The sequence below is a fragment of the Roseovarius sp. TE539 genome (assembly GCF_003298505.1).
GTDB lineage: Bacteria > Pseudomonadota > Alphaproteobacteria > Rhodobacterales > Rhodobacteraceae > Roseovarius.
Genome location: NZ_QNGB01000003.1, coordinates 160,226 through 173,119, shown reverse-complemented (window position 1 = coordinate 173,119; position 12,894 = coordinate 160,226). Strand labels below are relative to the sequence as shown.

Annotated in this window: 14 protein-coding genes; 8 read left to right on the top strand and 6 right to left on the bottom strand. The window is 63.8% G+C overall.

The annotated features are described in order from the left end of the window. The first annotated feature begins 91 nt into the window (after positions 1–91). A complete protein-coding gene (gene katG, locus DQW77_RS03230; protein ID WP_113256741.1) occupies positions 92–2,266 on the top strand; it encodes a catalase/peroxidase HPI in 2,175 nt (724 codons plus the stop codon). Positions 2,267–2,617: 351 nt separating this feature from the next. Here katG and lpxK read toward each other — a convergent pair whose 3' ends face one another. The 3 genes from lpxK to DQW77_RS03215 are packed head-to-tail and all read right to left on the bottom strand — an operon-like array spanning position 2,618 to position 5,081. Continuing rightward, the gene (gene lpxK, locus DQW77_RS03225; protein WP_113256740.1) at positions 2,618–3,613 is read right to left on the bottom strand and encodes a tetraacyldisaccharide 4'-kinase; all 996 of its coding nucleotides are present in this window, start codon (positions 3,611–3,613) and stop codon (positions 2,618–2,620) included. Then, on the bottom strand, positions 3,613–4,830 hold the full coding sequence (locus tag DQW77_RS03220) for a 3-deoxy-D-manno-octulosonic acid transferase (RefSeq protein ID WP_113256739.1): 1,218 nt from the start codon (positions 4,828–4,830) through the stop codon (positions 3,613–3,615). Before DQW77_RS03220 ends, lpxK begins: the two co-directional genes overlap by 1 nt. An 8-nt stretch (positions 4,831–4,838) precedes the next feature. Continuing rightward, positions 4,839–5,081, bottom strand: coding sequence for a DUF4170 domain-containing protein (locus tag DQW77_RS03215; RefSeq protein WP_113256738.1), 243 nt, complete (start codon positions 5,079–5,081; stop codon positions 4,839–4,841). Between the two features lie 132 nt (positions 5,082–5,213). Between DQW77_RS03215 and DQW77_RS03210 the strand changes: the two genes are divergently transcribed. Beyond that, positions 5,214–5,951 carry a glutamine amidotransferase gene (locus tag DQW77_RS03210; protein ID WP_113256737.1) on the top strand — a complete coding sequence of 246 codons (738 nt, stop codon included), beginning with the start codon at positions 5,214–5,216 and terminating at the stop codon, positions 5,949–5,951. A gap of 5 nt (positions 5,952–5,956) precedes the next feature. On the opposite strand, the gene ribA is transcribed toward DQW77_RS03210, so the two are convergent. Then, positions 5,957–7,048, bottom strand: a complete 1,092-nt coding sequence (ribA, locus tag DQW77_RS03205; protein ID WP_113256811.1) for a GTP cyclohydrolase II — start codon at positions 7,046–7,048, stop codon at positions 5,957–5,959. Positions 7,049–7,212: 164 nt separating this feature from the next. Between ribA and DQW77_RS03200 the strand changes: the two genes are divergently transcribed. From DQW77_RS03200 to DQW77_RS03175, 6 genes are all read left to right on the top strand, one after another. Next, a complete protein-coding gene (locus DQW77_RS03200) occupies positions 7,213–7,899 on the top strand; it encodes a response regulator transcription factor (protein ID WP_113256736.1) in 687 nt (228 codons plus the stop codon). A gap of 226 nt (positions 7,900–8,125) precedes the next feature. Then, the gene (locus DQW77_RS03195; protein ID WP_113256735.1) at positions 8,126–8,914 is read left to right on the top strand and encodes an exodeoxyribonuclease III; all 789 of its coding nucleotides are present in this window, start codon (positions 8,126–8,128) and stop codon (positions 8,912–8,914) included. Positions 8,915–9,087: 173 nt separating this feature from the next. Beyond that, on the top strand, positions 9,088–10,008 hold the full coding sequence (gene trxA / locus DQW77_RS03190; RefSeq protein WP_113256734.1) for a thioredoxin: 921 nt from the start codon (positions 9,088–9,090) through the stop codon (positions 10,006–10,008). Between the two features lie 26 nt (positions 10,009–10,034). Beyond that, positions 10,035–10,679, top strand: a complete 645-nt coding sequence (locus DQW77_RS03185) for an LON peptidase substrate-binding domain-containing protein (protein ID WP_113256733.1) — start codon at positions 10,035–10,037, stop codon at positions 10,677–10,679. After that, positions 10,676–10,867 (top strand): Trm112 family protein, encoded by a 192-nt coding sequence (locus tag DQW77_RS03180; protein ID WP_113256732.1) that lies wholly within the window; start codon positions 10,676–10,678, stop codon positions 10,865–10,867. Before DQW77_RS03185 ends, DQW77_RS03180 begins: the two co-directional genes overlap by 4 nt. A 212-nt stretch (positions 10,868–11,079) precedes the next feature. Further along, a complete protein-coding gene (locus tag DQW77_RS03175) occupies positions 11,080–11,442 on the top strand; it encodes an STAS/SEC14 domain-containing protein (protein ID WP_181711188.1) in 363 nt (120 codons plus the stop codon). Positions 11,443–11,472: 30 nt separating this feature from the next. On the opposite strand, the gene DQW77_RS03170 is transcribed toward DQW77_RS03175, so the two are convergent. Beyond that, a complete protein-coding gene (locus tag DQW77_RS03170; RefSeq protein ID WP_113256730.1) occupies positions 11,473–12,087 on the bottom strand; it encodes an enoyl-CoA hydratase/isomerase family protein in 615 nt (204 codons plus the stop codon). Continuing rightward, complete coding sequence (locus tag DQW77_RS03165) at positions 12,084–12,833, bottom strand: SDR family oxidoreductase (protein WP_113256729.1); 750 nt, start codon at positions 12,831–12,833, stop codon at positions 12,084–12,086. Before DQW77_RS03165 ends, DQW77_RS03170 begins: the two co-directional genes overlap by 4 nt. Positions 12,834–12,894: the final 61 nt, after the last annotated feature.

The window sequence follows — 12,894 nt, the reverse complement described above, 5'->3', positions numbered from 1 at the left end:
CGACAGGGCGGCGTGCGCGGGTATCCGCGCGCGCCGAGTAACGCACAGGTCCCACCCGGACCGCAGCATTCAGCCAGAACGGGAGAAAGACATGGACGGAAACGATATCGAAACGAAAGGCAAATGCCCGGTCATGCATGGGGCGATCACGACCGGCGAGACCGACGTCATGGACTGGTGGCCCAATGCGCTCAACCTCGACATCCTGCATCAGCATGACCGCAAGACCGATCCGCTCGCGCCGGAGTTCGACTACCGTGAGGAACTCAAGGCGCTCGACGTGGAGGCGCTCAAGGCCGATCTTACCGCTCTGATGACCGACAGCCAGGATTGGTGGCCGGCCGACTGGGGCCATTATGGCGGCCTTATGATCCGCATGGCATGGCACGCGGCAGGATCCTATCGTCTGGCGGATGGCCGCGGCGGTGGCGGCACCGGCAACCAGCGTTTCGCACCGCTCAATTCCTGGCCCGACAACACCAACCTCGACAAGTCGCGCCGCCTGCTGTGGCCGATCAAGAAGAAATACGGCAACAAGATCAGCTGGGCCGATCTGTTCATCCTCGCCGGAAACGTCGCCTACGAGTCTATGGGCTTCAAGACTTTCGGATTCTCCTTCGGCCGCGAGGATATCTGGCACCCGGAAAAGGACACCTACTGGGGCGCCGAAAAGGAATGGCTCGCCCCGTCCGACAACCGCTATGACGATGTCGAGAACCCGGCCACGATGGAGAACCCGCTGGCCGCGGTGCAAATGGGCCTGATCTACGTGAACCCGGAAGGCGTGAACGGCAATCCGGACCCCCTGAAGACGGCCGGTCAGGTTCGCGAAACCTTCGCACGCATGGCGATGGACGATTACGAAACGGTGGCGCTCACTGCCGGCGGACACACCGTGGGCAAGACCCACGGCAACGGCGACGCCGAGGAACTGGGCCCCGAGCCCGAAGCGGCGGACGTCTTCGAACAGGGTCTGGGCTGGAACAATCACAAATCGCGCGGCGTGGGGCGCAATACCGTGACCTCCGGCATCGAGGGCGCCTGGACGACACATCCGACCAAGTGGGACAACGGCTATTTCCACCTGCTTCTCAATTATGACTGGGAACTCCGGAAATCGCCCGCCGGGGCCAACCAGTGGGAGCCGGTCGACATCAAGGAAGAAGACAAGCCCGTCGATGTGGAGGATCCCTCCATCCGCCTGAACCCAATCATGACCGATGCGGACATGGCGATGAAGATGGACCCGGAATACCGCAAGATCTCCGAACGGTTCTACAACAACCCCGAGGAGTTCGACGAGGCGTTCGCGCGCGCATGGTTCAAGCTGACCCACAGGGACATGGGGCCGAAGGCCCGTTATTTCGGTCCCGAGGTGCCGCAGGAGGACTTGATCTGGCAGGATCCGGTTCCCGCCGGCCCCACCAATTACGATATCGGCGGGGTCAAGCGCCAGATCGCCGAAACCGGCCTGCCGGTGGGCGAACTGGTCGCCACCGCATGGGATAGTGCCCGCACCTTCCGCGGTTCCGACATGCGCGGCGGCGCCAACGGCGCACGTATCCGTCTCGCCCCCCAGATCGACTGGGAAGGCAACGAACCCGCACGCCTGCGCAAGGTGCTCAAGGCGCTCGAACCCATCGCCGCTCAGTCCGGCGCCTCGCTTGCCGACGTGATCGTGCTGGCCGGCAATGTGGGCGTCGAGCAGGCAGCAAGGGCCGCCGGGTTCGACGTGATCGTGCCGTTCAATCCCGGTCGTGGCGACGCCACCGAGGAGATGACCGACGCCGAAAGCTTCGACGTGCTGGAGCCTCTGGCCGACGGCTACCGCAACTGGCTCAAGAAGGACTACGCGGTCAGCCCCGAGGAACTTCTGCTCGACCGGACGCAACTCATGGGCCTCACCGCGCCGGAAATGACTGTCCTCATGGGCGGAATGCGGGTGATGGGCACCAACCACGGTGGCACCGGGCACGGTGTTTTCACCGATTCGCCCGGCGCGCTGAGCACGGATTTCTTCGTCAACCTCACCGACATGGCCAACACCTGGGTTCCGGTCGAAGGTGGCACTTACGAAATCCGCGACCGCAAGTCGGACAAGGCGAAATGGACAGCTACGCGGGTCGATCTGGTCTTCGGGTCGAATTCGGTGCTGCGCGCCTATTCGGAACTCTACGCGCAGGATGACAGCCGCGAGAAGTTCGTGCGTGATTTCGTTTCTGCCTGGACCAAGGTCATGGAGGCCGACCGCTTCGATCTAGCCTGAACGCGCGGAAATTTCCTGCGGGCGCCCCCAGAGGGCGCCCGTTTTCCGTCAATGCCCCGGATATCAGGGCACATGATCAGGCACGACGACCCCCGCGCGCCGGCTTGTTTCGCCTTTCATCTAGAGTGCGTGGCGCCGGAGGAGTGACCCGCCCGGCGCACCTGCGACGGGCACGCGCCTGCTCGCCCCAAGGCAGGTGCGTTCCGCACCCACCCCAATGGACGCGTGCCCGTCTCCGGCCCGTTTCCGATTGAATGCAACACCCTACAAGCAAATACCCCGCTGATACGGCATTTCCGTTCACAAACCCGCGTCAAGACCCCGGGGATGACCGGAACAGGACCATGGTGCTCAGCCCCGCAGAACCCGCGCCAGTGCCGCGTCCAGCGGGCCGGGATCGTCGATTTCCAGCCGGACCGGCAGCGTCAGAACCTTGCGCCGGAATTCGGCCGGCAAGCGCACCGCGTCCTTCTCCGTGGTCACCATCTGCGCCCCGGCCGCCTGCGCCTCATGCTCAAGCCGGCGCATCAACGCAGGGGTCAGCGCCTGGTGATCATCCAGGGCCTCTGCGCGCAACAGATCTGCCCCGAGTGATTGCAGCGTCCGGAAAAACTTTTCCGGATGGCCGATTCCGGCAAATGCCAGAAGCGGCGCACCGGTCCAGTCCATACCGGTTCGAAGCGGGCGCAGCTCACCCCGAATGCGTGGTACGGTCACCCGGCTTGCCCATCTCGCATCGAAGCTGTCCTGCGCGGCCTTGCCGCCCACGGACAGAACCAGATCGGCCCGTGCCAGGCCGGCCTCCACAGGTTCCCGCAACGGTCCCGCAGGTAGGCACAGCCCATTGCCGAACCCCACTGAGGCGTCCACGACAACTATTGATATATCCCTTGAAATCAGAGGGTTTTGAAACCCGTCATCGAGAATGATCACGTCCGCGCCCGCCGCTCGAGCCGCCCGTGCCCCCGCCGCCCGCTCCCGCGACACATGCACCGGCGCGAAAGCCGAAAGCAACAGCGGTTCATCGCCGACGTCCTCGGCCGTGTGGGTTTTCGGATCGACCAGAACAGGCCCGCGCAGCCTGCCGCCATACCCGCGCGAAACCACGCCGGGCTTGACGCCCTGCCCCGCCAACCGGTGTGTCAATGCAATGACGGCAGGCGTCTTTCCTGTTCCACCGGCGTTCAAGTTTCCCACACAAATGACAGGAATTCCGGGATGACAGGGCATTCCACGGGCCAGGCGACGTGCCGTGATCCACGCATGCAGGCGCCCCAGCGGTGACAATACCCGCGCCGCCGGCGAAAGCCGGTCCGGAGGGTCATTCCAGAACTTCGGCGGTCGCATCACCGCGCTGCCAGCACATCGAGGGTGTCCTGCACCAGGTCCATGATCCGGTCCGTCACCTCTGCCCCCTGCGATGCCAAATCCCATGCGGCATGCGCCATCGCCGCGGATCGGTCCGGCGCGATCAGGTCCTCGACGGCCGAGGCAAGCGTTTCGGATTCATGCACCCTCCGCGCAGCCCCTGCCTGGGCGAAACGATCGTATATTTCAAGGTACCGGCCGCTGTTCGGGCCATACAGTATTGCCGATCCGTGGGCCGCCGGTTCATTCGGGTCGCGCCCGCCATGCCCGGGCACCAGCGAACTGGCCATCAACGTGACCGAAGCCAGCCTGTACCAGAGGCCCATCTCCTCGGGCGTGTCAGCCAGGACTATCTGCGTTGTCTCGGCGGGCATCTGACCTTCGGACCACACCGTGGGCCGCCAGCCCTCGGCAGCAATCCTTTCCCGAAAGGCCCCGACATCCCCTGACCGAGCGGGTGCTATGACCAAAAGCAGCCGGTGCGCGAAGCGCGTGACCCTTCTATGCGCGCCCAGAACGATCTCCAGTTCGTCGGGCTGCACGGCTGCCGCCATCCATATCGGCCGCCCGCGCATCGACGCGGATACCGCCGCACGGTCCTCTTCGTTGCAGGGCAGCGAAACCGAGCCGGCCTGGAAAAGCCCACCAAGGGCGATATCCGCCTCTTTCACACCGATCCGGCGCAATTGGCGCTCGGCCTCCTCGGATCGCGCCATGATACCGGAGAAATGCCGGATCAGGGATCTGTTCGGATCGCAGAGACGATGCCAACGCTGGCCTGACAAAAGCGTTACATCGGCATCGATCAGGTGAAGCGGCACCCGATGGCGGCGGGCGCATGTCAGCAGGGTCGGCCTGAAGTCCCCGCCGGTCCAAAGACAGATATCCGGGGCCCAATGCGACAGGAACGCTTCGCACGGGCCGAACCTGTCCTCCGGCAACGGTTGCAAGATGACCGGTCCCCGTGAGAACGCAAGCCGCGTCACGTCTTCGGTGGCCGTCAGCAAGAGATGAATGCCGGGGCGATGCACCCTCAACCGTTCTGCCAACTGGCAAAGGGCATCGGCACGCGCCGTGCTCGTGGCGTGGCCCCATACAAGCTCTCCTTGCGGGCGCTCGCTTTCGATCTTGTAGTCGCTCTGCGAGCCACGCCGCGCCCAAGCCAGGTATGCGGCCAGACTCGGCGAAAATCCCATCGCGCCGCTCAGCCGAGTTCTTCGGTGGGCGAGACCGCCGATTCTTCATCACGCAGCTTGTGGAGATGGGCGATGAAATACCGCATATGGGCATTGTCCACGGTGCGCTGCGCCTCGGCCTTCCAGGCGTTGTAGGCACTGTCGTAATCCGGGAAGATACCGACGATATGCAGGTCATCGACATCCTTGAAGACATTGCGCGTGGGATCGCTCAGCTCACCACCGAAGACAAGATGGAGGCGTTGGGCCATTGGAAAATCCTTGAAAGGTTTGACGTCGGCCGCAGCGTATTCTTTTGCAGGACGGCGTCAAGCCGTGCCGCCGGCGCTTGACCCGACGGCCAGGACGGGGCAACCAGAAAGGCGGTTCGTGGGGGAAATCCGATGAAAAAACCGTTTCTCGTCCTGCAGCTTCGACCCGAAGACGAGGCTGCCGACAACGAGTTTGACGCAATTTTGCGCAAGGGCGGCCTCGAAGCCGCGCGCGTTCGGCGCATTCGTCTGGATCAGGCACCCTTGCCCGCGGACCTGTGCCTTGATGATCTGGCCGGCGTGATCGTCGGCGGTGGACCGGGCTGCGTCAGCGACGCCCCGCACGACAAGAGCGAAACCGAGGCCCGGATCGAGGCCGCGGTCCTGTCACTGATGCCCGCGATAACCGGCCGGGATTTTCCGTTCCTGGGATGCTGCTACGGGATCGGCATTCTCGGCAAGCATCTTGGTGCCGATGTCGGCAAGGGCATCTATTCCGAACCTGTCGGCACATCCGCCTGCGAATTGACACCGTCCGGCCGGGATGACCCGCTGCTTGACGGGGTGCCGGCCAGGTTCGATGCGTTTGTCGGCCACAAGGAGGCGCTGCAAAACCTGCCCGACACATGCGCGCATCTCGTCGCGTCTCCCGCCTGCCCGTTTCAGATGGTTCGGCACGGACAGCACGTCTATGCGACGCAGTTCCACCCCGAGGCCGATGCCGCAGGCTTCGAAACCCGCATCAGGATTTACCGGCACCGTGGCTATTTCCCGCCCGAGACGGCCGACGACCTGATCGAGATGTGCCGTGCGGCGGATGTATGCGCGCCCGAAAGGATACTGCGCAATTTCGTGGCACGCTACGGTTGACCCGTTCAGAGCATGTGACCCGATTTTGCAGCCTTGGTGGACAGATAACCGCGATTATGTGCGTTTTCGCCAACCTTCAATGGCACTCTTTCCGCCACTTCGATACCCTGCTGGCGCATGATGTCGATCTTGCCGGGATTGTTGGTCAGGAGCCGCACGACAGAGAAACCGAGCGCCCCGAGGATCTGGGCGCCGATGCGAAAATCGCGCTCGTCGTCCTCGAACCCCAGCCGGTGATTGGCCTCTACCGTGTCAAAGCCCTCGTCCTGCAGGGAGTAGGCGCGCATCTTGTTGGCCAGCCCGATGCCCCGGCCCTCCTGGTTGAGATAGAGCAGAATACCCGCACCCTCGGCGCCCATTTGCGCAAGCGCCGCGCGCAGCTGCGGGCCGCAATCGCATTTGAGACTGCCCATCAGGTCGCCGGTGAAACAGGCCGAATGCAGCCGCGACAGGACCGGCGCGTCACGTGGTGGCTTGCCGATCTCGATTGCGTAATGTTCCTCACCACCATCCTCGGGGCGAAAGACATGCAACCGTCCCGCATCCGACACTTCCAGCGGCAGCCGGGCGCTCACCACCTCGTGCAGGGGGCTGACCTGCTTCAGGGACGACGCCGCCACCTCGGCGTCCAAGGTCGTCAGGCCCGGTTCCGCAACCGATGCCACATCGGCCCCGAGTTCCAGCACAAGCGCCGCGGGCAACAGCCGCGCCGACTTGACCAGCGTCAGCGCCAGCCTGTGCATCCGCGCCGGTCCCTCGCGCAGCGTCCTGAGCGGCCCCTTCATCGGTTTGCGCAGATCATCCGCGGGATCGGCCACGGAACGTACCCAGCCCGGCGTGGCGTCCTCGGGCAACACGACCCGGGCCAGATCGCCGTCATAGGCCCTCGCCTTCAGTGTTTCGGCCCGGCGGGCGCTGATCGCGAGCACCGGCGTGCCGCCGAGGTTCGACAGGGCCGTCAGGCGTGCCGGCTCAAGGGTTTCCGCCGCAAGCACGAGCGCCGCGCCGTCCTCGCCCTCAAGAAGAACCGGCACACCCATGCGCAAATCCGCCCTGGCGCGGGCGATCAACTCGTTGATGTCGGGGGCAAGGCTCATGTCGTCGCCATCCTGAGAGTACATTCATTTTCATGTAGAGGCTTTTGCCGTTGAATGAAATAATCGCTCGCAGGCCAACACGTCGGCGTGATTGTCATGTTGCAGACCTTGCCGTGGCGATCTCGCTGTCTCATGTCTGGTAAAACAGCACAAGGAAGCCATCCATGGGACAGCTAAAGAAAATACTGCTGGTCGATGATGACGAGGACCTGCGCGAGGCGCTCAGCGAACAGCTGGTGATGACCGAGGATTTCGATGTCTTCGAGGCCGCCAACGGCGCCGACGCGATGAGCAAGGCCAAGGATGCGATCTATGATCTGGTCATTCTCGATGTGGGTCTTCCGGATACCGATGGGCGAGAGCTGTGCCGGCTCATGCGCAAGCAGGGCGTGAAGGCGCCGATCATGATGCTCACAGGTCATGACGGCGACGCCGACACGATCCTGGGGCTGGATGCGGGCGCCAACGACTACGTCACAAAGCCGTTCAAGTTCCCGGTCCTGCTGGCCCGTATCCGCGCGCAACTTCGCCAGCACGAACAGTCCGAGGATGCGGTTTTCCAGCTCGGGCCCTATACGTTCCGTCCCGCGATGAAGGTGCTGGTGGGCGAGGATGAGCGCAAGGTGCGGCTCACCGAGAAGGAAACCAACATCCTAAAGTTCCTCTATCGGTCCACCGATGGCGTGGTACCGCGTGACGTGCTGCTGCACGAGGTCTGGGGCTACAATGCCGGCGTCACGACCCACACGCTTGAAACCCATATCTACCGCCTGCGCCAAAAGATCGAGCCTGATCCCGCCAATGCCCGCCTTCTGGTGACCGAGGCCGGGGGGTACAGGTTACTGGCATAGACAGTCCGTGTTGTTCCAGATCAAGGCTGTCGCAGCCTGAGCAGCATAAGAATTCGAGGATCCCGTTGCATGTGCGGGACCCATCACATGCACCTCCCTGTTGGACTGGCCCCGGCCGCGTGCCGGGGCCTTTTTTTGGGTGCGTGCGCCCGTACGCGCTGCTGGTCACTGGTCCGCAGCCCGTGCATCTGCTAGCCAATGCGGGTCGAGATCAACCGGAGCGCCCATGCCCTTCACCATAGCCACCTGGAACATCAACTCGGTCCGCCTCCGCGAGGGCCTTGTCGCACGCCTTCTGGAAGAGGAAGGCCCCGACCTTCTGTGCCTCCAGGAGTGCAAGAGCCCGGTCGAGAAGATCCCCACGGCGCGCTTTGCCGAACTGGGATATGGTCACATGGTGGCTCGCGGCCAGAAAGGCTACAATGGCGTGGCAATCCTTTCAAAACGACCCATCGAGGATGCGGGTGACCTTGATTTCGCCACGCTCGGGCATGCGCGGCATGTCGCGGCACGGCTGGAGGACGGCACTCTGATCCACAATTTCTACGTTCCGGCGGGCGGCGACGTTCCCGACCGGGAGGCGAACGAGAAATTCGGACAGAAGCTCGATTACCTGACCGAGATGCGGGACTGGTTTCATCGCGACCGGCCTGAAAGGGCGATCCTCGTTGGGGACCTCAACATCGCCCCGCGCGAAGATGATGTCTGGAGTCACAAGCAGCTTCTCAAGGTGGTCAGCCACACCCCGGTGGAGGTCGAGCACCTGGGCGCGGCGCAGGAGGCCGGCGGCTGGTCCGATGTGACCCGAGCCGACATCCCCGAGGGGCAGCTTTACAGTTGGTGGAGCTACCGCGCGCGGGACTGGGACGCCGCGGACAAGGGCCGGCGGCTGGATCATGTCTGGGCCTCCGGCGACATTCGCAACGCGGCACATTCGAGCCGTATCCTGCGCCATGCGCGGGGATGGGAGAAACCATCGGACCACGCACCGGTGTTCGCGACCTTCGACCTCTGAGTGCGAACCTTTCAAGAGCCGTGAAGGCCACGCACACGCGCCATCCGAAACCCCGGAACCCGACGTAAGACCGCGATGAGGTCAACCGTGCGCCGCTTCTGCCCTTGCAACACGGGTTTCGCTACGCCATGTAAAACCGGAACGGCGAAATCAAGCGATCTGGAGTGCACGACATGCTGGAACTCGGTGGTCAGACCCCGCCCGCAACCGACCTTGTAAAGGACGTCTCGGAAGCCAATTTCATGGCCGATGTGATCGAGGCTTCCAATACCGTGCCGGTCATCGTTGATTTCTGGGCGCCGTGGTGCGGGCCCTGCAAGACCCTCGGGCCAGCCCTCGAATCAGCGGTCAAGAAAGCCAACGGTTCGGTGAAGATGGCCAAGGTCAACGTGGATGAGAACCAGCGGATCGCGGCACAGTTGCAGATCCAGTCACTTCCCACAGTCTACGCCTTCTGGAAGGGCCAGCCCGTCGACGGCTTCCAGGGTGCCATCGCCGGGTCCGAGATCGACGCCTTCGTGCAACGCGTCATCGCCGCCGCCGGGGGGGGGGCGGACGCCGAAGGTGGCGGACTTGACGACGCGGTGACAGCCGCTGAAGAGATGCTTGACCAGGGCGCGGCCACGGACGCGGTTCAGACATTTGCCGCGATTCTGCAGGAAGATCCAAAGAACGCTAAAGCTTATGCCGGGATGGTCCGGGCGCATATCGCTCTGGAGGATCTGGATCAGGCCGAGGCAATACTCAACGGTGCCCCCGCTGAAATCAGCAAGGCACCGGAACTGGAGGCCGCGCATGCGGCCCTGGAACTGGCACGGCAGGCGGCCGATGCCGGCCCGGTGAGCGACCTGCGCGCCGCTGTGGAAGCCGATCCCGAAAATCATCAGGCCCGGTTCGACCTGGCACAGGCACTCTATGCGTCGGGACAGACGGAGGAGGCCGTGGAGGTGCTTCTGGATCTGTTCCGCCGTGCACCGGACTGGAATGACGAGGCCGCCAAGCAACAGCTTTTCACGATTTTCGAGGCGCTCAAGCCGAATGATCCCATCGTCCTCAACGGGCGCCGCAGGCTGAGTTCGATGATATTTGCCTGAACGGTCGTGCGGGCTAGGTCAGGGGCATGTTCAATAAAGCCGATCTGCCTGAGATCATTCCGGTTTTTCCACTGCCCGGGGCGCTTCTGCTGCCCCGGTCGCGGTTGCCGTTGCACCTGTTCGAGCCGCGCTACCTGGCGATGCTGGAGGATGCGCTCAAGACGCGCGAGCGGTTGATCGGGATGATCCAACCCAACGAGGTGCCCGGGCGGGCGGGCAATGGCCTCCACTCGATCGGATGCGCGGGACGGGTGACGCAATTCTCGGAGACCGAGGACGGGCGGTACATGATCACGCTTACCGGAATTTCAAGATTCCGGGTCTGCGAGGAAACCGAAGGGTTTACGCCATACCGGAGGGTCCACGCATCGTGGTCGGGCTTTGAGCGGGATCTTGGCCCGACCGATACGGATCCCGGGTTCGACCGAGAAAGCTTCCTGAACCTGCTGTCCAGATACTTCTCGGCGCGCGAACTGCAGAGCGACTGGGAAACCCTGGAGCAGGCCGATGACGAACTGCTGATCAATTCACTGTCCATGCTGCTTGGGTTCGAGCCCGAGGACAAGCAGGCCCTCCTGGAGGCCCCGTCCTTGACAACACGGCGTGAAACTCTTGTAACCCTGATAGAATATGCCCTCCGCGGCGGGGATGACGAGGAGATCATGCAATGAGTGAACAGCCTTGCGACACCCCGTTCGACCGCCGCATGCTGGAGGCTCTTGTATGTCCGCAGACACAGTCCGTGCTGCGGTACGACGCGCAGGCGCAGGAACTCATCAGCGAGGCTGCGGGCCTGGCCTTCCCGATCCGCAACGGCATTCCGGTGATGCTGCTGGACGAGGCCCGGCGCCTGGACTGAAATCTGAACAGTCCGAAGAACTTGAACCTGGGTTTTCAAGGGGATTCCGGGCACGGCCGGAAACTCTTCGGCCATCGCCCGCATGACCGCGAATGGCGGGTATGCTCGTCGCCCGTGTCCGGGCGTCTCGCGGGCCTAGCGGGAACGGGTATCGCGGCTTTGGTCGCGACGGAAAACCGTGTAGGCTGTTGCTGTGCGAAGGGGGAGCCGAGATGACGATTGCCTATCACGAAGACGATGACACCCGGGTCGCAGAAATCCGTGTCGGCGGGAAGATCACCACCGAGGAATACGATCGCGCGGTGATGCCGCTTCAGGAGTTCATTGACCGGCACGGCACCGTGAAATTGCTTGAGATCGTGGACAGTTTCGGCGGGTATGATCCGTCGCTGATCTGGGAAGGGCTGAAATTCGATTTCCGCAATGTGCGGCATATCAGCCACGTGGCGGTGGTATCGGATATCGGCTGGATCGGACCGGTCTCGAAAGCAGCAGGCGCACTGCTTCCGACAAGGCTGCGGACGTTCGGCATGGACGAACTTGGCACGGCGCGGGACTGGATCACGCAGGCCTGAGGACAATGCTTTCGAACCGGTCGGCGGCGATCAGCCGATCAGCCGCTTGATCGCGGTGGCGTGTTCGGGTGGTGCGGCGACCGTGTCAGCGGTAAGCGACACCGCCACCTCAAGAACATCGCCGTCGTCATCGGGCACGATCCGATCGAAGAGACCCCAGGAAAGCGCGGTTTCGGCATCGATCTTCTGTCCCGCCATCAGGATCATCCTCGCCCGGGCAGGCCCCACGAGCGCGACAAGCCGCGACGGATCAGAGGGTTGCGGCAGAAATCCAAGCTTCATCACCGGATAGAATGCCTTTGCACCGGGCGCCGCCACCCGCAGATCACATGCCAGCGCCATTCCCATCGCCCCTCCGGCAACCGTGCCGTTCAGGGCCGCGACAGTCAGTCCGGGGTGCCTTGCGATCGCCCCCGACAGACGCTCCCAGTCCGGGCTGGTAGCAAGGCCGGCACGGGCCGCGTCCAGATCGGCGCCGGCAGAAAAGACCTTTCCTGCGCCGGTGAGGACCAATGCCCGCGACTCATGGGCGGCTTCGGCGATGTCGGCCAGTTCTGCAAGCATCGCGGCGGTCAGCGAATTGGCCTTGTCGGGACGGTCTATGGTTACCGTCCAGAGTCCGCCCTCACGGTCGAGCCGGATCATTCGAGCCCTGCCCCGGCGCGGATTTCAGGATCGCGCAGCGACAATTCCTCGCCCAGATGGGCATCAGCCCCGGGCCCGCACATCCACAGGAGCGCCCTTGCCGGCCATTCGGGCGGGATATGTTCGGACCAGTCCAGTTCACTGACCGGATTGACCCCGCTTTTCCGGATCGTCCGCTGCATGTCGGTGGCCACGGTACCCGGCGACAGGCCCATCACCCTCAGACCGTGCGCCTGCCCTTCCAGGTGGGCACTCCGGGTCAGCATCGCGGCCCCGGCCTTGGAGCCGCAATAGGCACTCCAGCCTTCGAGCGGGTGATGCGCGGCCCCTGAGCTGACGGTGATGATGGTACCGCCTCCGGCCTCCTGCATCACCGGCATCGCGGCGCGCATTCCGTGAAAGACGCCCTTTAGATTCACGTCGATGAGTTGCCCCCACGACCCGGGGTCGGCCGCGGACAAGGGCGCGATCGGTTCGATCACACCGGCATTGCCGATCAGCGCGTCCAGCCGGCCGAAGGCTTTCAGGCAGGCGGCCACGGCGCCCTCCACTTCCCAGTAGCGGGACACGTCACAGGGGATGGCAATGGCCTGCTCGCCGATTTCCCCGGCAAGCGCGGCCACGGCCTCGCCATTGCGGGCAGCAAGGGCGACTTGGGCTCCGGCCGCGGCGAATTCGCGGGCGGCGGCAGCGCCGATGCCGCGGCTCGCGCCGGTGATCAAGACGGTCTTGTCCTGCATGCTCATGACGGGTCTCCCGGTTTCCTGTTGCCCTTGGTAGCGCCGGTGGCGGAGCGGGTCCACCCAC

Coding starts and splice junctions, on each gene's coding strand:
- katG (WP_113256741.1), top strand. CDS start 92: ATGGACGGAAACGATATCGAAACGAAAGGCAAATGCCCGGTCATGCAT.
- lpxK (WP_113256740.1), bottom strand. CDS start 3,613: ATGCGACCGCCGAAGTTCTGGAATGACCCTCCGGACCGGCTTTCGCCG.
- DQW77_RS03220 (WP_113256739.1), bottom strand. CDS start 4,830: ATGGGATTTTCGCCGAGTCTGGCCGCATACCTGGCTTGGGCGCGGCGT.
- DQW77_RS03215 (WP_113256738.1), bottom strand. CDS start 5,081: ATGGCCCAACGCCTCCATCTTGTCTTCGGTGGTGAGCTGAGCGATCCC.
- DQW77_RS03210 (WP_113256737.1), top strand. CDS start 5,214: ATGAAAAAACCGTTTCTCGTCCTGCAGCTTCGACCCGAAGACGAGGCT.
- ribA (WP_113256811.1), bottom strand. CDS start 7,048: ATGAGCCTTGCCCCCGACATCAACGAGTTGATCGCCCGCGCCAGGGCG.
- DQW77_RS03200 (WP_113256736.1), top strand. CDS start 7,213: ATGGGACAGCTAAAGAAAATACTGCTGGTCGATGATGACGAGGACCTG.
- DQW77_RS03195 (WP_113256735.1), top strand. CDS start 8,126: ATGCCCTTCACCATAGCCACCTGGAACATCAACTCGGTCCGCCTCCGC.
- trxA (WP_113256734.1), top strand. CDS start 9,088: ATGCTGGAACTCGGTGGTCAGACCCCGCCCGCAACCGACCTTGTAAAG.
- DQW77_RS03185 (WP_113256733.1), top strand. CDS start 10,035: ATGTTCAATAAAGCCGATCTGCCTGAGATCATTCCGGTTTTTCCACTG.
- DQW77_RS03180 (WP_113256732.1), top strand. CDS start 10,676: ATGAGTGAACAGCCTTGCGACACCCCGTTCGACCGCCGCATGCTGGAG.
- DQW77_RS03175 (WP_181711188.1), top strand. CDS start 11,080: ATGACGATTGCCTATCACGAAGACGATGACACCCGGGTCGCAGAAATC.
- DQW77_RS03170 (WP_113256730.1), bottom strand. CDS start 12,087: ATGATCCGGCTCGACCGTGAGGGCGGACTCTGGACGGTAACCATAGAC.
- DQW77_RS03165 (WP_113256729.1), bottom strand. CDS start 12,833: ATGAGCATGCAGGACAAGACCGTCTTGATCACCGGCGCGAGCCGCGGC.